The organism is Ruegeria sp. HKCCA6837 (assembly GCF_013034475.1).
GTDB lineage: Bacteria > Pseudomonadota > Alphaproteobacteria > Rhodobacterales > Rhodobacteraceae > Ruegeria.
In genome coordinates this window covers 69,985-94,276 of the sequence record NZ_WQGD01000018.1, presented here as the reverse complement: position 1 = coordinate 94,276, position 24,292 = coordinate 69,985, and the positions used below count along the sequence as shown (strand labels likewise).

At 54.6% G+C, this 24,292-nt stretch carries 21 protein-coding genes; 9 read left to right on the top strand and 12 right to left on the bottom strand.

What is annotated here, in order from left to right:
* Positions 1-83: 83 nt before the first annotated feature.
* From GOV91_RS19515 to glyA, 5 genes are all read right to left on the bottom strand, one after another.
* Positions 84-506, bottom strand: coding sequence for a universal stress protein (locus GOV91_RS19515; protein WP_171236657.1), 423 nt, complete (start codon positions 504-506; stop codon positions 84-86).
* Between the two features lie 79 nt (positions 507-585).
* The gene (locus tag GOV91_RS19510; RefSeq protein ID WP_171236656.1) at positions 586-2,004 is read right to left on the bottom strand and encodes a sodium:alanine symporter family protein; all 1,419 of its coding nucleotides are present in this window, start codon (positions 2,002-2,004) and stop codon (positions 586-588) included.
* A gap of 24 nt (positions 2,005-2,028) precedes the next feature.
* Positions 2,029-2,973 (bottom strand): lipoyl synthase, encoded by a 945-nt coding sequence (gene lipA, locus GOV91_RS19505; protein ID WP_171236655.1) that lies wholly within the window; start codon positions 2,971-2,973, stop codon positions 2,029-2,031.
* 14 nt (positions 2,974-2,987) lie between these two features.
* A complete protein-coding gene (lpdA, locus tag GOV91_RS19500) occupies positions 2,988-4,367 on the bottom strand; it encodes a dihydrolipoyl dehydrogenase (protein ID WP_171236654.1) in 1,380 nt (459 codons plus the stop codon).
* A gap of 11 nt (positions 4,368-4,378) precedes the next feature.
* A complete protein-coding gene (gene glyA / locus GOV91_RS19495) occupies positions 4,379-5,632 on the bottom strand; it encodes a serine hydroxymethyltransferase (protein WP_171236653.1) in 1,254 nt (417 codons plus the stop codon).
* A 147-nt stretch (positions 5,633-5,779) separates the two neighbouring features.
* Here glyA and GOV91_RS19490 point away from each other — a divergent pair, with 147 nt between their 5' ends.
* Both GOV91_RS19490 and GOV91_RS19485 read left to right on the top strand, forming a co-directional pair.
* Positions 5,780-6,382, top strand: coding sequence for a helix-turn-helix domain-containing protein (locus tag GOV91_RS19490; protein WP_171180684.1), 603 nt, complete (start codon positions 5,780-5,782; stop codon positions 6,380-6,382).
* 475 nt (positions 6,383-6,857) lie between these two features.
* A complete protein-coding gene (locus tag GOV91_RS19485) occupies positions 6,858-8,126 on the top strand; it encodes an MFS transporter (RefSeq protein ID WP_171236652.1) in 1,269 nt (422 codons plus the stop codon).
* An 18-nt stretch (positions 8,127-8,144) separates the two neighbouring features.
* Here the strand turns inward: GOV91_RS19485 and GOV91_RS19480 are convergent, their stop codons facing one another.
* Positions 8,145-9,038 (bottom strand): LysR family transcriptional regulator, encoded by an 894-nt coding sequence (locus GOV91_RS19480; protein WP_171236651.1) that lies wholly within the window; start codon positions 9,036-9,038, stop codon positions 8,145-8,147.
* A 124-nt stretch (positions 9,039-9,162) separates the two neighbouring features.
* Here GOV91_RS19480 and comD point away from each other — a divergent pair, with 124 nt between their 5' ends.
* Genes comD through GOV91_RS19465 form a run of 3 tightly spaced genes read left to right on the top strand, consistent with a single transcriptional unit; the run spans position 9,163 to position 11,376 of the window.
* The gene (comD, locus tag GOV91_RS19475) at positions 9,163-9,669 is read left to right on the top strand and encodes a sulfopyruvate decarboxylase subunit alpha (protein WP_171095649.1); all 507 of its coding nucleotides are present in this window, start codon (positions 9,163-9,165) and stop codon (positions 9,667-9,669) included.
* A complete protein-coding gene (gene comE / locus GOV91_RS19470) occupies positions 9,666-10,220 on the top strand; it encodes a sulfopyruvate decarboxylase subunit beta (RefSeq protein ID WP_171180678.1) in 555 nt (184 codons plus the stop codon). Before comD ends, comE begins: the two co-directional genes overlap by 4 nt.
* A gap of 10 nt (positions 10,221-10,230) precedes the next feature.
* The gene (locus GOV91_RS19465; protein WP_371732345.1) at positions 10,231-11,376 is read left to right on the top strand and encodes an alpha-hydroxy acid oxidase; all 1,146 of its coding nucleotides are present in this window, start codon (positions 10,231-10,233) and stop codon (positions 11,374-11,376) included.
* Between the two features lie 87 nt (positions 11,377-11,463).
* Here the strand turns inward: GOV91_RS19465 and GOV91_RS19460 are convergent, their stop codons facing one another.
* From GOV91_RS19460 to GOV91_RS19450, 3 genes are all read right to left on the bottom strand, one after another.
* On the bottom strand, positions 11,464-12,282 hold the full coding sequence (locus GOV91_RS19460; protein WP_171236650.1) for a hypothetical protein: 819 nt from the start codon (positions 12,280-12,282) through the stop codon (positions 11,464-11,466).
* A gap of 69 nt (positions 12,283-12,351) precedes the next feature.
* On the bottom strand, positions 12,352-14,019 hold the full coding sequence (locus tag GOV91_RS19455) for a sulfatase-like hydrolase/transferase (protein WP_171236649.1): 1,668 nt from the start codon (positions 14,017-14,019) through the stop codon (positions 12,352-12,354).
* Positions 14,020-14,039: 20 nt separating this feature from the next.
* Positions 14,040-15,293 (bottom strand): DUF3179 domain-containing (seleno)protein, encoded by a 1,254-nt coding sequence (locus GOV91_RS19450; protein WP_171236648.1) that lies wholly within the window; start codon positions 15,291-15,293, stop codon positions 14,040-14,042.
* 440 nt (positions 15,294-15,733) lie between these two features.
* Between GOV91_RS19450 and GOV91_RS19445 the strand changes: the two genes are divergently transcribed.
* Positions 15,734-17,077: a lipopolysaccharide assembly protein LapB gene (locus GOV91_RS19445; RefSeq protein ID WP_171236647.1), complete on the top strand. Its 1,344-nt coding sequence runs from the start codon at positions 15,734-15,736 to the stop codon at positions 17,075-17,077.
* 346 nt (positions 17,078-17,423) lie between these two features.
* Here GOV91_RS19445 and GOV91_RS19440 read toward each other — a convergent pair whose 3' ends face one another.
* Positions 17,424-17,687 (bottom strand): DUF4242 domain-containing protein, encoded by a 264-nt coding sequence (locus tag GOV91_RS19440; protein WP_171180667.1) that lies wholly within the window; start codon positions 17,685-17,687, stop codon positions 17,424-17,426.
* 163 nt (positions 17,688-17,850) lie between these two features.
* On the opposite strand from GOV91_RS19440, the gene GOV91_RS19435 reads away from it, so the two are divergent.
* From GOV91_RS19435 to GOV91_RS19425, 3 genes are all read left to right on the top strand, one after another.
* Complete coding sequence (locus tag GOV91_RS19435) at positions 17,851-18,729, top strand: LysR family transcriptional regulator (RefSeq protein WP_171180665.1); 879 nt, start codon at positions 17,851-17,853, stop codon at positions 18,727-18,729.
* 237 nt (positions 18,730-18,966) lie between these two features.
* On the top strand, positions 18,967-20,841 hold the full coding sequence (locus GOV91_RS19430) for an adenylate/guanylate cyclase domain-containing protein (protein WP_171236646.1): 1,875 nt from the start codon (positions 18,967-18,969) through the stop codon (positions 20,839-20,841).
* Positions 20,842-21,039: 198 nt separating this feature from the next.
* Positions 21,040-22,005, top strand: coding sequence for a LysR family transcriptional regulator (locus GOV91_RS19425; RefSeq protein ID WP_174836815.1), 966 nt, complete (start codon positions 21,040-21,042; stop codon positions 22,003-22,005).
* 101 nt (positions 22,006-22,106) lie between these two features.
* Here the strand turns inward: GOV91_RS19425 and nagA are convergent, their stop codons facing one another.
* Both nagA and GOV91_RS19415 read right to left on the bottom strand, forming a co-directional pair.
* Positions 22,107-23,267 (bottom strand): N-acetylglucosamine-6-phosphate deacetylase, encoded by a 1,161-nt coding sequence (nagA, locus tag GOV91_RS19420; protein WP_171236645.1) that lies wholly within the window; start codon positions 23,265-23,267, stop codon positions 22,107-22,109.
* The gene (locus GOV91_RS19415; RefSeq protein WP_171236644.1) at positions 23,264-24,292 is read right to left on the bottom strand and encodes an SIS domain-containing protein; all 1,029 of its coding nucleotides are present in this window, start codon (positions 24,290-24,292) and stop codon (positions 23,264-23,266) included. The genes nagA and GOV91_RS19415 overlap by 4 nt, the downstream gene beginning before the upstream one ends.

The following is a 24,292-nucleotide window of genomic DNA, read 5'->3' as shown; positions in this document are numbered from 1 at the left end:
AATCAACCAACTTACCTCCCAACTCAACATGCAACGAATACAAGGGAGTGCGTTTAATGTCGGACATAGTTCTCACCTTTCGATCAGCGGGATTGGTCGCGAACGACTGTGACTGTGCAATGCGCATTGCGCACCACACGGGCCAGGTTCGGGCCGATCTCGTAATTCGGGAAATCGCCTTTGGTCGAGGCCATGATGATCAGGTCAAAGCCATCCTTGTAAGCGAGTTTCAGGATTTCGCGGTATACGCTGCCTTCTTCGATGTGAACGTTCACGTCCGAGGCATTGCCATGATCTAGGATAGCCTGAACTTCATTGCGCACATGATCCCGAGCACCCGCGCCATAGTTGGCGGGCAGGTTCGGCAGCTGGATGATCTCGGGGATGACGGCAACTGCGTGCAGCTCGGCACCATAGAACTTGGCCTGTTCCAGTGCGAGCGGCAGGGCATTCTTCCACGAGCGGTCGTCGGTGTGATCAATTGGCAGCAGGATTTTCGTGGCCATCACGTCTCTCCTCGAGATATGGATTTATGTTTTAAAACCGGGGGGCCAGTTTGGCCCCCCGCATTCGTCATGGCCGAGCTTATTCGGCAGCTTGACCGCCGGGCTCTTCCGATTGACCGTTCGATGCGAAGAACTCTTTCGTCAGCTTGAAGACGATCGGGCTCAGCAAGGCCAGTGCAATAAGGTTTGGGATAGCCATCATGGCGTTAAGTGTATCCGCCAGTAGCCAGACAAAACCCAGATCTGCTGTTGCGCCGAAGTAAATCGCGACGATCCACAGGATGCGGTAAGGCAGCAGGGATTTAACACCCAGCAGAAACTCAACGCATTTCTCGCCATAGAAGGACCAACCCAGGATAGTGGTGAACGCAAAGATCGACAGAGCGATGGCAATCAGGTACCCACCGATTCCCGGCAGAGTGGTTTCAAAGGCCAGCGACGTCAGAGCTGCGCCGGAAATCGCCTTGTATCCTTCGGTTTCACCATTCGCGACGAAATCCGCGACCGACGCATCCAATGCGCCCGAAGCGATGATCGCCAGACCTGTGATCGAGCACACGATGATCGTGTCGATAAATGTCCCCAGCATCGCGATCAGGCCCTGATTTACAGGTCCCTTGGTCTCGGCTGCGGCATGGGCGATCGGGGCAGAACCCAGACCGGCTTCGTTTGAGAAGACACCGCGCGCCACACCAAAGCGGATGGCAAGCCACACTGCTGCACCAGCTGCGCCGCCCTTGGCAGCCCAAGGCGTGAACGCATAAGTGAACACATCGCTCAGCGCGGCGCCGATTGAACCGATGTTGATCAGCAGAACCAGCAGGCCCGCAACGATGTAGGCGATGGCCATAAACGGAACCAGTTTACCTGCAACCGCACCGATGCGAGTGATACCACCCAGAATAACGGCGGCGGTCAGGATCATCAGCACAATACCAGTAATCGATTCATTGATGCCGAAGTTTGTTTCCAGAACCTGTGCTACACCGTTGGCTTGAACGCCATTGCCGATGCCGAAGGCCGCGATACCGCCGAACAAAGCGAAGGCAACACCCAGCCAGGCCCATTTCGCGCCCAGACCGTTTTTGATGTAGTACATCGGGCCGCCGACATAGTTGCCCAGCTCGTCTTTTTCACGGTATTTCACCGCGCAGACAGCCTCGGCATATTTGGTGGCCATGCCCACCAGGGCGGTCATCCACATCCAGAACAAGGCGCCCGGACCGCCCAGGAAGACAGCAGTGGCCACACCGGCAATGTTACCTGTACCGATGGTCGCCGACAGCGAGGTCATCAGCGCGTTGAACGGGCTAATCTGCCCTTCGCCCTGACCTTCACGGCCTTTGAACAGCAGGCTGAAGCCCGTGCCGATGCGCAGGATCGGCATGAATTTCAGACCAACCTGTAGGAAGAAGCCGACGCCAAGGATGAGCGCCAGCATCCACGGCCCCCATACGACGCCATTAATGGCCCCTGTGATTGAAGTTAACGCTTCCATGGTTTCCCTCCCATTTGCGTTTGGTTACGCCCTGTTTGCGATGGCCCGCTGGCGGGCTTGCTTAAGAGCAGCGAAGTCTTCGTCCGCGTGGAACGATGAACGGGTCAGCGGGGTTGCCGACACGTGTAGGAAGCCCTTGGAACGTGCGATCTGTTCCAGTTGGGCGAACTCCTCCGGTGACCAGAACCGGTCAATTGGATGATGTTTCGGGGTCGGTTGCAGGTATTGGCCAACCGTCAGAAAATCGACTTGAGCGGCGCGCAGGTCATCCATGACCTGCCGCACGTCATTCAGGCTTTCACCCAAGCCCACCATCAGGCCGGATTTTGTGAAAATCTCGGGATTGGCGCGTTTCGCATCATCCAGAAGACGCAGCGAAGTATAATACCGCGCACCGGGACGCACTGTCGGATAAAGATGCGGCACAGTTTCCAGATTGTGGTTGAAAACATCCGGTGCCGCGTCAAATACGATATCTGAAGCAGTGCCTTTTCCAAGAAAATCAGGGGTCAAAACCTCGACCGTGGTGCCCGGGTTCTGATGACGCACGGCGCGAATGGTCTGCGCGATATGTTCAGCCCCGCCATCGTCCAGATCATCGCGGTCGACCGAGGTGATGACCACATGACGCAGGCCCAGTTTCTTCACCGCCGCGGCAACCCTACCCGGTTCAAACGCATCCAGCGCATCGGGACGGCCAGTGGACACGTTGCAGAAGGAACAACCGCGTGTGCAGACCTCTCCCATGATCATCATGGTGGCGTGACGCTTGGACCAGCACTCGCCGATGTTGGGGCACGCAGCCTCTTCGCAAACGGTCGCCAGGTTATGTTCGCGCATCAGGCGGCGGGTTTCGTAATACTCGGCGCTATCGCCCTTTTTCTTGCGAATCCACTTGGGTTTGCGCGGGATGACACTGTCAGCCTTTTTGGCCTTTTCAGGGTGGCGAGGGCGAAGCTGGATAGTCATCTGGCTGCTCTTTCTTACGCGTGGATTGCGCGGCCCAGGGCGTCCAGGCAGGCTTCTTTGACCGCCTCCCCCATAGCCGGGTGTGCATGACAGGTTGAGGCGACCTCGGACACGGTGGCGCCTTTGGTCATCGCAAGAACCAGTTCGGCGATCAGATCACCACCATGAGCACCGCAGATATGTGCACCCAGAATTTTGCCATTCAGATCGGCTATCACCTTGACTGCGCCGTCGGTTTCCCCGGTAGAGCGTGCGCGCGAATTCGCCATGAACGCGAACTTGCCGACTGCGTATTCGGTACCCGCGTCTTTCAGCGCTTCTTCGGTCAAGCCCACCGAGGCGACCTCGGGGTCGGTATAAACCACACCCGGAACAGTGTTGTAATCGACGTGAGCCGTTTCACCGGCCAGCATTTCGACACAGGCAACGCCGTCCTCTTCGGCTTTGTGCGCCAGCATCGGGCCGGGAACACAGTCACCGATCGCATAGACGCCAGGAACCGAGGTCTGGAACGTGCCGTCAACTTCAATAAAGCCGCGCGGGCTCACAGCGATGCCAAGGTCTTCAAGACCCAGCCCGCGTGTAACGGGGCGGCGACCGACGGCGATCAGAACCTTGTCGGCCTCAATCACCTCTTCTTTGTCTTTGCCCACACGATCCACGGTCAATGTCAGACCAGTCGTGGTTTCTTCAACGGATTTCAGCGCACGCCCCAACTGAAACTTCAAACCGCGCTTGCTGAGCGCGCGCTGCGCCAATTTGGCTATTTCACCGTCAATGCCGGGCAGGATGCGGTCCAGATACTCAATAACTGTGACCTTGGCTCCCAGACGTGCCCAGACCTGACCCAGTTCCAGACCAATAACGCCAGCTCCGATCACCACCAGATGATCCGGCACGCTGTCCAACGCAATCGCGCCGGTCGAACTCAGGACGTTCTGCTCGTCAATCTCGATGCCGGGCAATGGGGTAGGCTCGGACCCCGTAGCAATCAGGATGTTCTTGGTCTCATGAACCTCGTCGCCCGCCTTGACTTGACCGGCTGCGGGAATGGTGGCCCAGCCTTCGATCAGATCAACTCCGTTTTTCTGAAACAAGAACGCAATGCCCTTGGTCAGATCGCCAACGATCTTGTCCTTGCGCCCCATCATCGCGGGTACATCAATGCTGGCCTCCCCGACCGCAATGCCATGGGAGGAGAAATGGGAGAGTTCGGCAAATTTCGCCGAGGAGTTCAGCAACGCTTTGGAGGGTATGCACCCGACGTTCAGACAAGTGCCACCCAGAGCCCCGCGACCCTCGACGCAAGCCACTTTCATACCCAGCTGGGCCGCACGGATCGCGGCGACATAGCCGCCTGGCCCTCCGCCGATGACAATCAGGTCGTAAGTCATTTCGTCGTCTTTCAGTAAATCGGATAGCTGGCGCAGAGCGCGCGGACTTTTTCGCGGGTCGCCTGTTCGACAGCGGCATCACCTTCGGGCGACTTAGCCAATGCGTCCAGAACATCGCCAATCAGGTTGCCAATCTGTTTGAATTCTTCCGCCCCAAAGCCACGGCTGCATCCGGCAGCGGTACCCAGTCGAATACCGCTGGTAACGGTTGGCTTCTGAGGATCACCCGGAACGCTGTTTTTGTTGCAGGTAAACCCGGCACGCTCCAACGCGGCTTCGGCATCTTTGCCGATTACGCCGATTGGGCGCAGATCGACCAGCATCAGGTGGTTCTCGGTACCACCAGAAACGATGTCACATCCCCGTGCGATCATCACATTGGCCAGCGTCGAAGCACTATCGACCACGCGCTGCATGTATTCTTTGAATTCAGGCTTCAGCGCCTCGCCAAACGCAACCGCCTTACCCGCGATCACATGCATCAACGGGCCGCCCTGAAGACCGGGGAACACGGCCGAATTGATCTTTTTCGCCAGCGCTTCGTCATTGGTCAGGATGATGCCTCCGCGCGGGCCGCGCAGGGTTTTATGCGTGGTCGACGTGACAACATGCGCATGCCCAATGGGTGAAGGGTGCAAACCGGTTGCAACCAGACCCGCGATATGGGCCATGTCGGCCAGTAGCCATGCGCCGACCTCGTCCGCGATGGAACGGAAACGGGCAAAGTCGATCTTTTGCGAATAAGCCGACGCACCTGCGATGATCAACTGCGGTTTTTCAGCCTTGGCCAAGGCTTCGACTTGGTCATAGTCGATCAGGCCGGCCTCGGTCAGGCCATATTGGATCGGCCGGAACCATTTGCCTGATTGCGCCGGCTTCGCCCCGTGGGTCAAATGACCGCCAGCATCCAGAGACATGCCCAGAATTGTATCGCCCGGGCTTAACAGTGCCAGTTTGACTGCGCCATTTGCCTGCGCACCGGAATGCGGTTGCACGTTGGCGTATTCGCACCCGAACAGTTTCTTCAAACGGTCGATGGCCTCGGATTCGACCTCGTCTACATATTCACACCCGCCATAATACCGGCGGCCCGAATATCCTTCGGCGTATTTGTTGGTCAGGACCGAGCCCTGCGCCTCGATCACGGCCTGAGAGACGATGTTCTCGGATGCGATAAGCTCAATCTGCTCGGCCTGGCGCGCGCCCTCGCGGTCAATCGACGCAGCGATGACAGGATCAGCCTCTTTCAGCGACGTTTTGAACATGGTTTCTTCCTCCGCTTTCGAATCCTGAATTCGAAACTTTGTTTCCTATAGTGGAATTTCGCTCAACTAGGCAACACAATTCTCATATTCGTGATATTGCGTGCGTATAGGGGAATCTGTACCCTACGATAAATTGGGAGGAAAATGATGGGCGACGACCATTGGAATGAAGGTTCAGTCCAAGACGAAGAGGACGAAGGCGCGGCGTTGGGCCGGTCCATTCGCGATGCACGGCGGGAAAAAGGCTGGACTTTGGAAGAGGCCGGGCGCGCTGCGGGAATCGGTCGCTCGACTCTGTCGAAGATTGAAAACAACCAGACCAAACCAAGTTTCGAGATCGTGCGCCGTCTGACCCAGGCGCTGGACATGAACCCCCCACAATTGTTTTTGGAGTCGGGTCAGTCAGGCATAGCAGGGCGGCGCGATTTCACCGCCAAAGGTCAGGGCGACACGCGAGAAACCGCCACTTACCTGCACGAACTTTTGTGCTCGGATCTGACCAGCAAACGCATGTTGCCCTATATCGCAACAATCCGGGCGCGAGACATATCAGAATTCGATCCGCTGGTTCACCATTCGGGCGAAGAATTCATGTATGTCCTCAGCGGTGAGCTGATTTTCCTGTCCGAGCATTACCGACCACTTCCAATGAAAGCCGGGGATTCGCTCTATTATGACAGCGGAATGGGGCATGGTTGTATTTCGACCAGCAAAGAAGACGCAAAGGTGCTTTGGGTCTCGCTGGAGTGAACCCACCTTGGCCCGCCAAGGTGCAGGACGCGCAATTCAGATCAGTGCCGGTTGCCCCTCTTTTTGGCAAAAGACATCTTGTCTACCGGTCTGCGCGCAGTAACGGTCGCTCTGCCATGGCTTGTATGTTCGAGGGCACCAACCCTTGCGCCAGCGCTTTGGCGCGTTCGCCATGGAATTGCGATGTGAAAATCTGCCCGTTGTGGCGCTTTGGGCGTCGCGCCAATCCTTTCCCGACACAATGTGAGACACCGAATTTCTCGCCAGCGCGCGAGGTCCCCGCCTCGATTCAACGGTTTGGGCAGTGCTGGTTTCAAGAGACACCTAGATCTCTGCTGTCTGACAGCCTGAACTTTCTTTGAAAGTATCGGCAATCTCGCAAGGCCCGTTTCAGGTGCCTTGCTGTGGCTTGTCGCGACATCAGCTTGTCGCGGGATTGATATACTGCTGATCCGGCCCGCAATAGGCATGGGGCATGATACGCGCATTAAATGAAAGCTGGGCCCTGTTTTTGGGGATGCTCATGCTGATGGTTGCCAATGGCCTGTTGGCGACCTTGCTTACAATTCGCGGCGCAAGTCTTGGGTTCAGTGATTTTACCATCTCGGTCATGCAAGCAAGCTATCCGCTGGGCGCGCTGGCCGGAACGGCCATGGCGCCGCGTCTGGTGGAAAACGTCGGGCACATCCGGGCATTTTCCGCACTTGCGTCACTGGTTTCTATCGCGGCGATCGTACACCTGCTGACCAGCGATGCCATCAGTTGGAGCGTGATGCGCTTTTTGGGAGGGTTTTGTTACCCGGGTCTTTACGTCATCACCGAAAGCTGGCTGAACGCCAAATCCGAAAACAATACGCGGGCGCAAGTGCTGTCGCTCTATTTCATCATCCAACTTGCGGGACCAGCGTTGGGTACGGCTCTTGTTGGCTTTCCTGATCCTACTGGCAATCTCTTGTTCGGAACCGTCTCGATCCTGATTTCGCTGTCGATCGTGCCATTGCTTTTGTCAGGCAACAAAGCACCGGACTATACCGTCCCAGAGCGCATGCCAGTCACACGGTTGTACAAGGTCTCTCCCATCGCGGTTATTGGAATTGTGTTGGTCAGTATCGGTGTTTCCGCACACTATATCACCCTGCCCTTGTATGCCCTGCAACAGGGGTTCTCGGCTGCGCAGGCATCGGGCGCTTTGGTGGCTGCCTTGATTGCTGGTGCCGTCGTGCAATACCCGGTGGGTTGGATTTCAGACCACACCGACAGGCGCTATGTTGTTATTGGTCTGGGCGTTATCGTCTTGGTGTCGGGTCTTTGGATGGCAGCCAACACGTCGCCCGAATACATTGTCTTCGGCTTTGTAGTGATTGCAATCGGTTTGTACCCGACCTACTCAATCCTGACCGCTCATGCGAATGATCAGCTCCGCCTGTCTCAGATCGTACCCGCCAGCGGCACCATGGTTTTGCTGCTGAACATCGGACTTCTCATCGGAACCATATTGGGTCCAAACGCCATTTCCCTGTTCGGAGGCAGGGGATTGCAGTTTCTTTTAGCCAGCATCGGGCTTTCTGTTGCCGTGATCGCATTGATCCGGCGCGTCAAGGTTGCCGCGCCTGCCGAGACCGGAGAAGTGCAGGTTGTGGGCATCATCGGCGCGACACAACCGGGCGTCTTGCAAGCGGAAACCTTGGTACAGGAAGAGGAAGCAAGTTTTAATGAGGAAGCTGGCACAGAGGGCCGTGCTTAATACAATTAGACAGTTTGGCTAATCCTTGGACACAGCCGGATGGTACGCGACAGAGGTCCGGATTTCGTCAACGAACAGATCAATCAACCGCTTTCTGGGACTGTCGGCGCGCAGCAAAACGCCCAGCGCGCGGGAAACGGGTTTGCCACCTAGCGGGATTTTTCGCAATCGGCCGAATTCCGGATCGGGCATACACAGGTTGGGCACGATTGAGACACCCAAGTTATGGGCCACCATACTTGTGAGGTCTTCGAGCGATTTCATTTCCATGGCATAGCTCACCCGGATTCCGCTCTGGGCAAGCCACGTGTCGGCCAGAACACCGACCATCCCATCCCGGGCGTGTCGGACGAAAGGTTGTGTTGCAAGGATTTGGATCGGATCAGTTTCGGTCACCTCGGGCGATGTCACCAGAACCAGTTCTTCGGTCGCAAAAAGATGCCATTCCAGATCCGGCGTCAGAGTTTCTGGCGCGCTCAGCACCGCCGCATCGATCACGCCACGCTCTACCTGCGTCTGAAGATCTCCGGACAGAGCCGACGTCACATGGACTCGTAGCTCTGGATAGGCCTCCAGCAATCGCCGGACGGTGACCGGGATTAAGTTGCGAATGGTCGATGACACAGCGCCCAGATTAAACTCACCGCCGAAAGCCGTGTCACCAACCACACCGTCCAGGATTGTGTCATAGGCGCGCACCAGATCTCTGGCCTTGGGTACCAGCGCCCAGCCGGTTTGATTGAGCTTGGGAGTGCGCTCGCTTCGGTCGAACAAAGTAATTTGCAAATGATCTTCAAGCCGCTTCATCTGCTGCCCAACCGCCGCCTGAGAGACATAGACCTTGTCGGCGGCGGCAGCAAAACTGCCTGTGTCAGCAATTGCAATAAGGGTTTTGTACAGCGTGATGCTCATGAAACCATTTCTTCGCGGCTTGTGACCTGAATAAACCAAAATTTTATTCATAATAAAGTATATTTGATTTGAGTAAAGCATAGGTTTTGGGCGATATGAGTGTCAGTGAACAGAGGAATCGAGAATGTCCATCCACAGCAAAATCGTTGATGATCTGGTGGCCAATGACATCAGTTTCGTGACGACCGTGCCCTGCAAGCAGTTGGCCGGTGTCATCGACGAGGTCGAAGCGCGCCCCGAGATCTTTCACATCCCCTCAAACAAAGAAGACGAAGGCATGGGCCTGTGCGCCGGGGCCTGGATGGGGGGCAAGCGACCCGCCATCATCATGCAGAACACCGCGATCGGCGTAACAATCAATACGCTGGCCACGTTGATCCAGTACTACCGGATGCCGCTGCCAATGCTGATCTCATACCGGGGTGAACTGCGCGAGCCAGTGGCCTGCCAGGTTGAAATGGCAGTGCACACCAAGGCTCTGCTGGCCCAACTCAACATCCCGACCTATCACTTCCACAAGGAAAGTGACGCGGATGAGCTGGATACAATCCTGAAATACACCTTCATGTGCAACAAGCCGGTCGCCATCCTGACCGACGCGTCCTTCTGGGGAGGCTACGGAGACCAATGATCCGCTCTGAGATTCTGAAAGAAATCGCCCCTGTTATCCGCGACCAGTTGGTGGTCTGCAATATCGGCATCCCCAGTCAGGAACTGCACGCCATCGACGACCAGCCCACCAATTTCTACATGCTGGGCACAATGGGGCTAGCCTCAAGCATCGGGTTGGGTTTGGCGCTGGCTCAGGACAAAAAGGTGATTGCCATCGACGGTGACGGCTCGGTTCTGACTAATTTCGGCACTCTACCCACGATCGCGAACAACGTGGCCGACAATTTCATCCTGCTGATCGTTGATAACGGATCATATGGTTCGACCGGTGATCAGCCGACCTATGCGGGGCAGAAAACCTCATTAGCGGCAGTCGCTTCGGCCTGCGGCTGCGAAAACGTTGTCGAATGCCGGGCCGAGGATACAAAACAGGCGATCGAAGACGCTCTGGCCGGGAACAAGATGACCATCATCGTGGCCAAATGCGAAAGCGGCAATGCCAAGATGCCCGTCATCACCATGGACCCGGTGGTAATCCGTGATCGGTTCATGAAAGCTGTTCAGGCCTGAGGCCCCGAACATGTTGCCGTCCGGCCAGATCCATTCTAGCGCAGATGCCCGGCGGATAGCCCGCAGGCGTCTGCCTTGGATGGTGTTTGACTACATGGATGGCAACGCGGGTGAAGAACACGGCGCGGAGTTAAACCTGCGCGCCTTGCAGGACATTCGCCTGCGCACGCGGGTTCTGGTGGATGTCAGCCAGCGCAGCCTGGATTTGGCTGTCTTTGACCATGCTGCTAAACGGCCTTTTGGTATCTCTCCAATGGGGATGTGCAATCTGGCTGCGCCCGGCGCGGACCTTATGCTGGCGCGTCTGGCAGCTGACTACGAAATCCCGCACGGGGTTTCGACCGTAGCCTCGACGCCGTTGGAAAAGATCATCGAAGTGGCTGAAGGGCACGCCTGGTTCCAACTGTACTTCAGCGGCGACGGCAGCAGCGCTATGGGTCTTGTGGACCGGGCCGAAGCGGCAGGCTATCGCACACTAGTTCTGACACTGGATGTACCAGAAGTTGGCAGACGTCCGCGCGAACTGCGCCACGGTTTCAAGATGCCGTTTCGGATTGGGCCCAGGCAGTTTTTCGATTTCGCGCTGCATCCACGCTGGTCGCTGAACACTTTGTTCCGCGGCAAGCCACAGATGGCAAATTTTCCAGACGGCACCTTTGATCGCACCGAATCCCGCGCGCGTGCCGATTGGAACTATCTCAGTCGGTTGCGTGACCGATGGCCAGGCAAGCTGGTCGTCAAAGGCGTTCTGGATGCCGAAGATGCACAGCGCCTCAAACAAGCGGGAGTGGATGCCATACAAGTGTCCAGCCACGGTGGTCGGCAGCTAGATGCTGCAATCCCTCCCGCTCTCGCGCTGCCCGCCATTCGTCAGGCGGTTGGCTCGGATTTTCCCTTGTTCTACGACAGTGGGCTGCGCAGCGGTGAAGACGTTGTGAAGGTGCTGGCGTCAGGTGCTGATTTTGCCTTTCTGGGGCGCATTCTGTTATATGCAATCGCTGCTGGAGGAGAGACTGGGTTGCGAACCCTTTGGGATGTGCTTTCGCAGGAGACGAGCCTGACCCTTGCCCAGATTGGCGCAACAACACCCAGCCCGGCTCAGCTTGGCCAGAGCTTGGATCGTTCGCAATTTTTGCTTCAAGAGAGCAAAACGTGACTGCACGCGGCGACAGTCCATACACCTGCCCCGCGCGGTTTGTGAAATGAATAGGCAAGATGCCGTGTCGGCCTCGCCATTTGGTGTTTAATTGAAGAAGACTTTCAATCCAAAATACGGTCCATGTTGGGTAACATCATAGGCGAAAGCACCGGTGCTCAGCGTGTCGCTGAAGTCAACACTGAAGTACCGATAGCCAAATGTGATCGCTGTTCTGTCCCATGGCTGGTAGTCAAACCCGATATTTGCCCCGATCTGCAGATCGTTACCGCCCGCACCGAAGCCACCAAGATCAAGGGACGTGATAGCCGTCCAACGGTCGTTCAGTCTCCACATGCCGCGGGCACCGATAACGGGCTCGACCCATCCCGGATCACCGCCCAATACCGGTGGTGTTGTTGGGCCCGGTGTTGTGATGTCAATCTCCTGCCGGATCGAGTTGTACCGAATGCCCCCCTGAAGATCGATGGTATAGCGTTGATTGGCCGCGCCATAGGTGCCATCCGCAATACGATAAGCCCCCAAGATTCCGAACCATTTTTGACGTACATCTACGTTCACCGAGGCCCCAATCGGTCCGGGCAGTGTCGCGTCTTCTTCTATGCCCACATAATTGGCGTCAACAATGATACCAAAATCGCCATTCCATGACTCGTAACGCCCGGCGGCGGCGAAATCGAGAACCTCCAAAACATCACCCAGATCAAGATCAAGATCAGCCGAGACACCCGCAACGGTGGACGTTCCGGTGGTCCTGAGTGGTGTGAATAGGTAAAAGCCAAGCGTGTGCCGCCAACCCTCGTCATCCTGCCCTGGCGGGGGCAAGGATTGAGCGGACGCTGCAGAAGCCAGCAGACAGGTCAGAGTAATTGTGCTTGCGGCGCAAGCAGATTTTTTGAAGTTCATGTGCCAATCTCCTAGCTTTTCACTTCCACAGGAACAGGCCACGCTGGTGATGCTTCGACAAATCGCACCTCATTTGCTGACCGAGGATTGCTTGATTTTGAATGCCTCAACTGCCGCGGCGGTTTCAGGGCGAATGTTTTCAATCCCCTCGTAAGGGATGCCGAATGCGGGTTTCTCGTCAGGGAATTTTTCCTTCCGGGCTTGGTGACGAGCGAGAATTCGAACGAATTCCTGACCTCCCCAAGCACCGACTTCAGTCGAGACAGGGTACTTTTCATGAGTGTCGCGATAAATGTCTATGAAGTCTGCCAAAATACCGTTTGTGAGGTCCTTCGGCAGGTTCATTCGGAATTTATCCTTAATGATGGCTCCGGGTTTATCAATGTTATACACAATCAACGAGTCTCGGCGACCTTTGGATTCATCAGCGAACAAAATCGAAGCTGACTGATCGACGCCATCTACCAGCCGATCGCGCGGGATGAACCCATCTGCGCCAGCGATACGTGACAGTGTCGTATAGAGATCGGAGACGTGTAAGATGTTATTAACCATTGAATCTGGGCCGATAACACCAGGCCAGCGAATAAAGGCGTCAACTCGAACCCCGCCTTCGGTGGTGTCGCCTTTGCCACCTTTGTAGATCATAGGCGTGAAGCCGGATTGAGGTGAGTATTTGGTGAAATGTCCGTTATCACCCATGACAACAACGACAGTGTTATTCGCGACGTCCAGATTTTCCATTTCGGCGAAGATTTCCCCGAGGTATTCATCTAGCAACTGGAGCTTATCGGCGTAGAGGCCACCATTGGGTGACTCTGGCCCAGTTCTTCCGGTGCGCGTGTTATGTAGTGGGATCATCGGCCAGTATTGAAGGAAGAACGGTTGCTCACCGGTTGCAAGACGTCTTAGCTCTTCTATCGTCTTGTCTTGATACGCTTGGTTCATCTCATCGTATTTCAATGCGCCCCAACGTTCACCAGGTTGCATTCTAATCTCCCGGATTGGTCCACCTGCCTCGCCTTCGATGACGGTCATCATTGCTGAAGCGTCTGGGCGGAACCATTCGTCGAGCACGTACTCAGGGACAAAATCTCCGATACCAACTGAGACTTGCTCGCGAATGGCATCGTCGTTAAAAATCGTAAGCTGACCTTGTTGGTGGATCGCATGTTGTGCGTAATCGAAACCCTGGTTCATCGCCCAGCTCTCAGCGATGTCACCCATGTGCCATTTACCTACATGGCTGGTAGCATAGCCAGCTTCTTTAAGAACCTCAGCAAGAGTGACTTCCTTTCCTGGAAGACCGAAGCCAGCTATATCCACAGTCGTGTTCCCCATTCCCATGCGTACTGGAAGACGCCCAGTCATTTGAGCAACCCGTGTCGGAGTACAGGATGGTTCGGTGTACATTCGCACCATCCGCATACCTTCGTCCGAGAATTGGTTGATGTTCGGAGTTTCGATGCCGCGTACTGCGTTGAGTTCCGGTATGCCCATATCTCCGAAACCGAGATCATCAATCAGGATGGAAACGATATTTGGCGGATTGCCATTATTGCGCTCCCGAAACTCGGAAAGTAGCGCGTCAACCGCAGCATCATCCTCGGCCCATTTTTCGGCGTGCTGGGCTTGCAGTATGTAAAACTCGGCATCGTGAACGATGGGCGCATCTTGCGCCGTCACCATTTGGGCTGCAATACAAAGGCTTGCCGAAAGGTAAACAACTTGTCTCATGTCGCTCCTGCTCATTGGCTCTATTCCGGTTCTGTGTGCGTTTCGAGTTTTGGGGGTTTCTGCATCTCCTCTGCATCCAAGGTCTGAGGTCCGATGCGATTGATGTCAGTATCCGGGAAGAACTCGACCCAGACATGCCAGAACATTCCGGATCTTAGAGTCTCGACACGACTGAGATTTCCTTGGTCCGAATTTCCGAAGAAGTCGATTTCGGTTACCGGTTCTCCGCTGTCATTGTACCAGACCCCTACGCTTTCATAGCCTGGATCATAGGCAACGACGAGATCACGACCGCCCACGGTAGCGTTGATCAACCCCTTATGCTCGGCAATGAACTCATCGGTCCAGCACACAGCATCGTCACCCACTGTTACGCCCCAGACATAGGTCTTGTTGGGCAACCGGTCGTCGCTGTGGCTCATGTTATCCATGACCGGCGCTGCCTCTTGATGCTGTTTCGCAATGCCCGAAGCGAACACAGTTTCTGTGAATAGATCGAAGAGTTTTAGAAAAGGGTTCGAAGAAGGCTTGTTCAAAAACACCTCGCCGTCTGGATAAGCCTTTTGAAATCCCCGAAAACTCATCCGGAAAGTGGGCCAGGGCTGCATGGCGGATTGTTTGGACGTATCGTTATCAAAGTGACCATAGATCTGCTGAATGGGTTCGCCAGTGAGGTTGTCGCGCAGGATCAGGTTGTTGCCGTGCTGGGCCATGACTTCCAGATCAAGCCGCTTACCATTGATCTGCGGTTTGTAAGCCAGACCCAGGTTCGCCATGGCGCAATACGTCATGACGATGTCATCGCCTCCAAGCCCATCGGCATTGCCAGCCAGGTGGGGGCGCATCAACTGCCCGTCGGAATGCGCGCGGGCATGGCCGTTGTTTTCGATCACCAAAACGCTGGCCGACGGGTTAATGAAGTCCTTAGCTTCCGAGATCGGATAATACCGGGCACTGTCTTGCTGGTTACGCAAACCGACGTGAACCCACACCCATGGGAAGACGAACAGGAAAATAATCAATAAAGTTACTGCAGGCACACCCAGAAAGAACAACCAGCCTGGTCCGCCGCCCATAAAATGGCCAACCAGCATCAAAGCCAACCCACTTACGCCCGCAGCGATATAGGCGTTTTCGTTTCGAATGAAACGGATCATGTTGTTCCGCTTTACCTTCAAAACCATCTGGCTGATGTCTCCAAGGTCGCGAAAATACATGAACCCAATGGTCAGCGAAACGACAAGACCCAAATAAAACAAAACGTTGGCCAGCATTCAGATCGCCTTTCTTACGTGTGGTTAGCCCTCGGGAGATTTGGACTTGGACGCGAGGTAAAGCCGAATTTCATCCTCAAGCCCCCGAAGGCTATCGGTTAAGTCTGCATAAGTTGGATCGCTAGCATCACAGGGCAGCAGTGCTATCAAACTCTCATAATCTGCACAGATTTGAGCAAACACCGTGTCCGAACTGCGTAATCGACCGATTTCATTCGCTTTGTTTGGAAATACTAATGTTAATGAGTTCATATCCATCCCCAAGCTGTCTGATCTCGGTCAGGCCTCAGCGAAAAGGCAAATCCCCCTCCTTTAAAAACGAGTATACACAAAATTCATTTACATATTCAGGTATCTTAACGTATGTTACGACGTAACATGTTTATTTTCAGGTGCTTACGAAACAATCAACAGCGACAGATGCGATGACTTCAAGAGGCTTGCGTTCAGAATCGGGGCCCAATCCCATCCCGAAAAACCTGACTGAAATCCAGATCCAACAGGCGTTGGATTCGATTTTGAACAGCCCGGAGTTTGACGGCGCTGAACGTCTTCAGTCCTTTCTGCGCTATGTTGTTGAAACTATGTTAGCTGGCCACGCCGACGACATCCGGGCCAAGTCTGTGGCCGAGGACGTATACGGCAGAACATTGGGTGGGCGCGGCGATCCAATGGCCGTTGTACGTGTCGATGCCGGTCGTATGCGCAGACGATTAGCCAACTATTATTCGAACTCCGGCAAGGATGAGTGTTTGCGCATTCATGTTGATCCCGGAGGGTATGTACCCCGATTTGAGGTACTTTCACCTGATCAGGAAAACGGATCGCCACGTCCTTTACGACGCTATTGGTGGCACGGCGCCGCTGTAGCAACCGTACTCGCTTTGTGCGCAACCGGCCTTTACCTTCAGCTCAAACCTCAGGCATCAACGGTGACCACTTCCCAATCTGAAACCGAAAGGAAACAGCAAGCAGTCCGAGAAGCGCTGTTTTCCACCAATCCCATCAAACTACAGGCGGTTAACCTTGCTGAAGAAGCGCGCCCCTTAATGTTTCCGGTTCTGGATCGCGCACGGTTGCAGGCCGTCAGCGGTATGTTCAAGCGCGCCATTGCGCTGGACGGGTCGTATTTTGGTGGCTACGCGGGGTCAGCACAAGCATTGGGTATTCTTGCGATTACCACTCCGCCCAGCGAAGAAAGGCGCACTTTTCTGGATCTGGCCAAAACGCATGCCGACAAAGCCGTCGAACTGGCACCGGATGAAGGGTGGAGCCACTCTGCCCTTGCACTTGTCTCCTTTGCCCAGCGGGATTTCGACACGACCCTCGCCCAATCAAACCGCGCGGTCAGCCTTGCACCTGAAGACATCCATGTCACAAATTTTGACGCGTTGTTTGCCTTGTTTGGCGGCGACTTCGAACGCGCCATCGCGTCAGCCAGACGCGCGCAAAACGACGATACGACCAATCGGAGGTTCCCTTACCGAAGCGTTTTGGCGTCAGCGAGTTTTCATCTAGGGGACTATCAGGGCTGCGTTGACCAGTTCAACACGTCAATCAGGCTGGGTGATCCTGTCAGCGCCATATCAATCGGGTACCTCGCCGCCGCCTATCAAAAGATGGGAGAACACGACCGCGCAAGGGCAACAGTCCTTCTGTTGGAGGAGGCTTGGCCTGACTACCCTTTGCCGTCTTTGCTTCGTGCGCTGTTTGCAGATCAGCGCCACGCCGAAGACATTATCAGTGCGCTTGCCCAGATTGCGACGCAACAAGCAGGTAAATAAAGGAACTGAATATTTTCTCAGAACAGTTCCCCGCCCCGTAAGGTTCAAATGCATTCGCAGGCAGCCATGGTCTCTGACACAACTTCATTCCCAAAGTGTCACAGGTCGGAATTTGTTATCCAGGCTGTCCGCGACTGGATTGCCGCCGTCAGCGCCAAGACGACTTACGTCGAAACTGGTAACCCGTATGAGAATGGATGACACGACGGCTTCAATGTACAGTTCAGGGACGAGCAGCTCAGCGGACGAACCTGCCGTACTATGTCGAGCCGTTTAAACTTTTCTAAGGGCCTCAGAGCATTTGCTCTGGGCCCAATCAAAAAAGAATTTTACACCCAAATGGTCGTTATGCAGACAAGTCCATGGCTGCAACAACACTCTCGTATGGCAGACCTGCGGTATCGTTCAGTCGACGAACTTGTTCAGCACTTTCGCCATCAAACAAGCACATGCAACGACCGTCTTCCGGGGCAAAAGTTGAGCGGACATAGCTTATCTTATCCCCTTCTGCGGTCATTTTTTGTGCTGTCGCTATCGCTGCCTTCTGGGCAGCACCCAAGTCATCCATGCTTATACCCTTGAGGTTTCTTTCGACCATAAAAACAGACATCTCGCTCCCTTTCCAAACTGTCAAAACCAGTGCGTCTATTGCATCACGGGTCTGTAACGCAGGGAACTATCGATACCTTATGACTTAATAACTCCAGGTTTGGATAAATCGGTGTATTCTGCGGTATAGTTGACTATCGCCATAAGTGACGAGGTGCCTCAAAATGGAGATGTCTCAGATTAGATACGTTTTATCCGCGGCAAAACACCTGAATTTCACCAAAGCTGCCGCAGAGTGCAACGTGAGCCAACCAGCGTTGACCAAGGGCGTCAAGTCTCTGGAAGCAGAACTAGGTGCACAGGTTTTTCATCGGGAAGGTCGAAAAATTTTGGTCAGCGACTTTGGCAAGTCAATGCTGCCGCATCTACAGCACATCGTTGACGAAGCAGCAGCTACACAAGCACTGGCTCAGAATTTTCGCTTACTCGAAAAGGTGCCATTGCGCTTGGGTGTCCTATCCACAATTGGGCATGTTCGCCTGGCTCGGTTTCTGGCTCAATTCGAGAAAAACCACAGCGGCTTGGAGTTGTCAGTCAATGAAGCAAGCGCGCCTGACTTAAAGAAAAAACTCTCAGATGGCGATATCGATGTCGCTTTGATGACGCTGACTGAAGAGTTGGAAGAAGAGTTCAGGGCGAGACCACTATACGTCGAAAGATATGTGGTTGTATTCCCTCCCGAGCACCGTCTTGGACAACTCAATTCGGTTTCGCTGCAAGACTTATCGCAAGAAAACTACGTGGATCGCCTGGCCTGTGAGCTGCGTGAGATGGTGATGTCGGTCTGCCAGTCGAAGGGCGTGGAACTGTACGCTCGCTTCCGCTCTGAGCGAGAAGATTGGGTGCAAGCGATGGTCGCTGCAGGCATTGGTTTTGCCTTTATGCCTGAGTACTCGGTTAGTTTACCGGGCTTGTTACAGCGCCCGCTTGTAGAGCCGGAAGTTTCAAGAACGATTGCAGCTTTCACAGTTCCAGGTCGAAAACACTCGCCCGCACTTGAAGCCCTAATGAGGTCGTCGCAAACTTTCGCTTGGCCGGGGTAAGCACGTTGGCTTTGGTCTCGGCAGCACCGTTCTCGACTGCCTCCCGTCATAGACTATAGGCAGTCCCGAAACCGACATTCATTGAATAACCGCTCGTCGTTATCAGGCGCAACTTTGCGGCCGACAATTCTGCAAACGACTGAAAAATCGCCTCATCGGAGATATGTGTTCGACTAGTGCGTCTGGCATAGATGTAATAACCTGTTTAGCGTGATGCCCACTCTGGGAGTTCAGTCTTTGGAAAGACGTCTGGCAGCGATACTTGCCGCCGATGTGGTTGGCTATAGTCGTCTTATTCGAAATGACGAGGCGAGTGTGCTTGCAAGGGTCAAGGCCCATCGCGAGCAGATCTTTGAACCAGTTGTTGCTGCACGACATGGGCGCATCGTTAAATTGATGGGCGATGGCTTGCTCCTTGAGTTTGCAAGTGCAGTTGAGGCCGTTCGGTGTGCAGTGGACATGCAGCACTATATAGGGATCGCCAACGCGGACCTGCCTCAAGACTCACAAGTGCGATACCGGATCGGTCTCAATGTTGGCGATATCGTTGTAGATCAGGATGACATTCACGGGGATGGTGTAAATGTCGCCGCACGCATTGAAAGTCTGGCTGTTCCGGATGGCATTTACATGTCAGCCAGTATTTTCGAACAAGTCCATTCCAAGCTTGATCTCACTATCGAAGATTTGGGGAAGCGAGAGGTCAAGAACATCTCGGACCCCGTTCACGTGTACAGCCTAAAACTGGATGACAAGGCGCAAGCCATCGTTTCTCCTATCGTGCCACTTTCGAACAGGCCAACAAATCGCCTGATCATGTTGGGTTGCGCCGTAATTTTCCTGGCGTTGTTGGTCACCGCATGGCTGCAACCTTGGTCCGCGGTGCAATTTCCGGACTCGAATGAACACGCCGTGGCCCTGTCTGGCAAACCCTCCATCGCGGTCATGGCGTTCGACAATCTCAACAACGACCCGAGCCAAGATTACCTGAGCGACGGACTTAGTGAGAACATCCTGACCGCTTTGTCCCGTTTTTCCGATTTCTTCGTGGTCGCCCGAAACTCGACGTTTTCGTACAAGGACACTCCGGCGGATATACAGAAAGTGTCAGAAGAATTAGGTGTCCGCTACATCGTTGAGGGGAGCGTCCAGATTGCTGGTGATCGCTTGCGTGTAACGTCCCAACTCATTGATGCGACGACAGGCCAGAACATCTGGGCAGACAGCTATGACCGAGACCTACAGGACATCTTTTCAGTACAGGATGAGATAACGCGAACGGTGGCTTCGCTTCTCTCTACGAACATTGATCTTGCGGAATATAGCCGCCTCAAGCATCAACCAACCGAAAGCCTTGGTGCATATGAATTGCGCAAACGCGCACAAGAGGAGTGGTTTACCTTCACGAAAGAAGGAAACATCAGGGCAGAGGAGCTCAGTGCAAAAGCGATTGCGCTCGATCCGAACTTTGCCGGGGCGTATGTCGAAAACGCTTGGGCCCACATCAACGGGTATCGTTGGGGATGGACGAACTCTTTGACACGCGAGGAGTCGCTGGACCGCGCATTTGAGATGGCGCGGAAAGCCATTGAATTGGAACCCTTCAATTTCAAGGGTCATTGGGTCTTGGCCAATGCAACAACTCAAGGTGGGAACCTCGAGCGGGCTGCTTCGCTTTATGACAAGGCCATATCGCTGAATCCAAATTCGGCATCCGTTCTTGCAGATTCCATTGACCCACTCGTCTATGACGGCAAAGCACCTGAGGCCGTTGAGCGCATGAAACTGGCGATCCGACTGAACCCACACCACCAAGACTGGTATCTTTGGAACTTGGGTTGGGCCCAGTACTTCGCTGAAAGGTATGAAGAGGCAAAGGCTTCGATTGAACAGATGAACGAAATACCGGACGGATTGAAGCGCACCTACGCGCCAGTTCTTTTGCGTCTTGGTCTTTCCAGTGATGCGCAGATCGTTATCGATGAGTTTCTGACGGCCAATCCAGAATTCACTATCCAAGAGGCGAAAAATGCGCCATTCGAGAGTGAGGCGTATCTTAATCGATGGGTAGAAGATCTGCGAAAACTGGGTGTACCTGAATCGACGGAATGACTGGTTTTTGGGCTCTTCCGTGCGGGCACGCCATTGCACGCAACCTCAAGAGGTCTTCGTGACACACGATTTGCCTAATTTCGTTGTCTTGGCATGCCGGTTTTTTATGAGCGAGCGGACAATTCGTTTCCAATAATCAGAACTACTTTCTCGTATTAACAACACCAAATGCCTTTCGATATTTGGGAATGAAAAGATTTGCCCCTTCTTTTTACGAGTGATCCAGTCACCAACTGTTGCAAACAGCCAGCTATTGCCGATCATTGGACCCAAAGGCACCAGAATTGGCGCTTTTTTCCAAGGGCTGTAGCCCAACAGGGGTCACTGCGAGCTGCAGCCGAAGCGCTTGGCGTTAAACCGTCGACAGTGAGCCATCAGTTGAAGTCACTGGAGGATCAGCTCGGCACCGCACTATTCATCCGAACAACACGCTCGATCAGCCTGACCGAAGCCGGACGTGCGCTCATACGCGGCGCTGGCCCGGCCTTTGACCAATTGTCCGAGGCCGTTGAAAGCGCGCGCAGCACGGGTCACGCCGCGCGTGGCACCCTTAAGCTGGCAATGCCAGAATTTGCCTACCACCTGTACGTGAGCCCGATCTTGAACAGCTTTTGCGCCAAGTTCCCCGAGATCGAGTTGGAACTGTCTTTGACGGATGCGCTTTCGGACATTCTGGGCGAAGAACTGCATGCCGGTTTCCGTCTAGGGGACCGTGTTGCACCAGACATGGTTGCGGTTCGGCTTACTCGGCCATTGCCCGTTGCCGTTACAGCCAGCCCTGCGTACCTCACCGCCCACGGCACGCCCAAAGAACCGCGCGATCTTCTTGAACACAACTGTGTCCGATACAGGTTTCAGTCCTCCGGCCAGATTGCGCCTTGGAGTTTTAACTCGAAAGACGGCTCGTATTCCGTCCAAGTACAAGGAAATCTGATTACAAACACCTTACCTGCCTCGGTCGATATGGCAACGCTAGGGTTGGGGCTGGTGTACACATTCAGGGCCTATGTGGCGGCCGAAATCAACGCCGGCCTTTTGAAACCAGTACTGGAAGATCATCTTGGTTTAACACCCGGGATTTTCTTGTATTTTCCTCGGGAGTACAGATCAATGATGCCTCTGAAACTGTTCATCGAACATCTAAAACAGCAAGAAACGCTCTAGACTTCGGTTTAGGCTTAGTTTCAGCATGGCTTTTATGACCAAGGCTGTTGTCCCAGAAGCAGTTGTCCGTCGATGCTTCGGCTTAAAGCCTCGGCCAATAACTAAGAACCCGCTGGAGCAACAGCAGAGTGGGGCTGAACCGGCATAGCTTTCGAGAGGTCCGGCGCGATCCGTATCAATTCGGAAAGCGAGGGCTTTTGCCCATATGATCCCTTTTGAATCAATTTGGACGGCACAAGGGTTGCTGCCGTCAACGCTTGTGACAAAGGCATACCCAGCTTTGTTGTAAGGTTTCGAATGGCCGTAGTCAGGTCCAGATCGGCTCCAGCCAAAGTGCCGTCTTGCAATGTCAGCTTGCCCTTTTCGCGCCGGATAGGCCGCCCTTCCAGGTGAAACTCTTTCAGATCCGTTCCGGCCACTGCCATCGCGTCGCTGACCAGAAAAATCTCTCCTGGCCCACGTTTGGCCTCAAAAGCGGCTCGCATCGTTTCCGGATGTACATGTACAGTATCCGCAATCAATCCGGCAGACAGGTTCCCATTCGAAAGCACTGCGCCCACCAAACCGGGTTCGCGGCTGCCAAACTGGCTCATTGCATTGAACAGATGCGTTGCGCAACTTGCGCCGGCTTTCGCGTAAGCCACACAAGTGTCGAACGGAGCGTCGGTGTGACCCAGCGAGACGATAACCCCTACCTTGGTCAAAGCTTCGACCTGATCTATCGTGACATTTTCAGGAGCCAATGTGACCATCAGCGCAGGTAAGTCGCGGGCAGCTGCCAACAATTGGTCCAGATCGGCACTCTCCATCGGGCGGATTAGTGCGCCATCATGGGCACCCTTGCGGCGTATTGACAAATGCGGGCCTTCCAAGTGCAGCCCAGCGATGCCCGGAACCCGGCTGCGTACAGCTTGTATCGCGGCTCGAATGGCAGCTGTGGTTTTTTCCGGCGTGTCTGTGATCAGGGTCGGCAGAATAGAAACCGTACCCAACCCGCGATGCGCCCGAGCGATCCGCCGCAACGTCTCGACCGATGGGTCGTCGTTGAACATCACGCCGCCGCCGCCATTCACCTGTAGATCCACATAACCGGGGCTAAGAATGTCACCGGCCAGATCCTCGGTCCGGGTTTCCGATGGCAGATCATCTGTAGGTACGATCGCGTCAAGCGTTCCATCTACAAACCGGGCGGCGTGGTTTGAAAACAGCGTCCTTCCGTCAAAGATCGGTCCGCCCACAAAGGTGATGATCGAGCCACTCATACCGTTTCAGTCACTTTCCGAAGATGGCGAGGTGTGTCGGGATTGATACCACGGCGGGTGGCAACGATTTCAACCATACTATAAAAAGATGCGATAGAGGCGACAGGATCGGTCATCCAATGCGCGGTCCGAACATGTGGCAGCGACACCGCATCCTTCACGCGATCCGTTGTTGCAAATACCTTTGCGCCCTTGGCTGCCAAAGCATCGGCAACTTCGGCTAAATTGTCCTCAGCTGCGTCGCCGGATGAAAAGGCAAGCACCGGAAAGCCTTGATCCACAATGGAAACCGGGCCGTGAAGCACCTCTGCAGAGGAGTAGCTTTCGGCATGGATCTGGCAGGTTTCCTTGAATTTCAACGCAGCTTCGTTCGAGATCGCCCAAGTCGTTCCGCGCCCCAAAGTGAACAGCGATTGACCATTGATCGCGTCGATCACCGTTCCCCAATCACAGGTTATGGCTCGTTCCAGGTCTTTTGGCAGATTTCGGATCGCGGACAACAATGCGGCGTCGTCCTTAATCTCAGCCAGCAACCAAAGCCCGGCAACCAGTGAAGTCACAAATGTTTTGGTCGCGGCAACGCTCAGTTCCGGCCCTGCATGAATGTGCAACGCGGCTGAAGCAACATTCGCCAAGGCCGAGCCGGTGTCGTTGGTGATTGCAACCGAATAGGCACCGCCCTGGGTCAGTGATTGTGTAAGGCGTACGATGTCGGGGCTCTGACCGGATTGGGAAACCGAGACACACAGCGCATCGGGACAGCGCATATCCACACCGTAGATCGATTTGACGCTTGGACCCACCGAGGCCATAGGTAGGCCCAGCAGCAGTTCAGAAGTGTATTTCAGAAAACTGCAGGCATGATCGGACGAACCGCGCGCGACGGAAATCAAAAAGCGCGGATCGCGCGACCGCACTTCAAGTGCGGCTGCTTTGATCGCCTCGGAACCGTCAGTCAGCAGACGGTCAACGGCGGTGGGAATTTCGTTGATTTCCTGTCGCATGAGTGTGAGTTGGTTGGACAT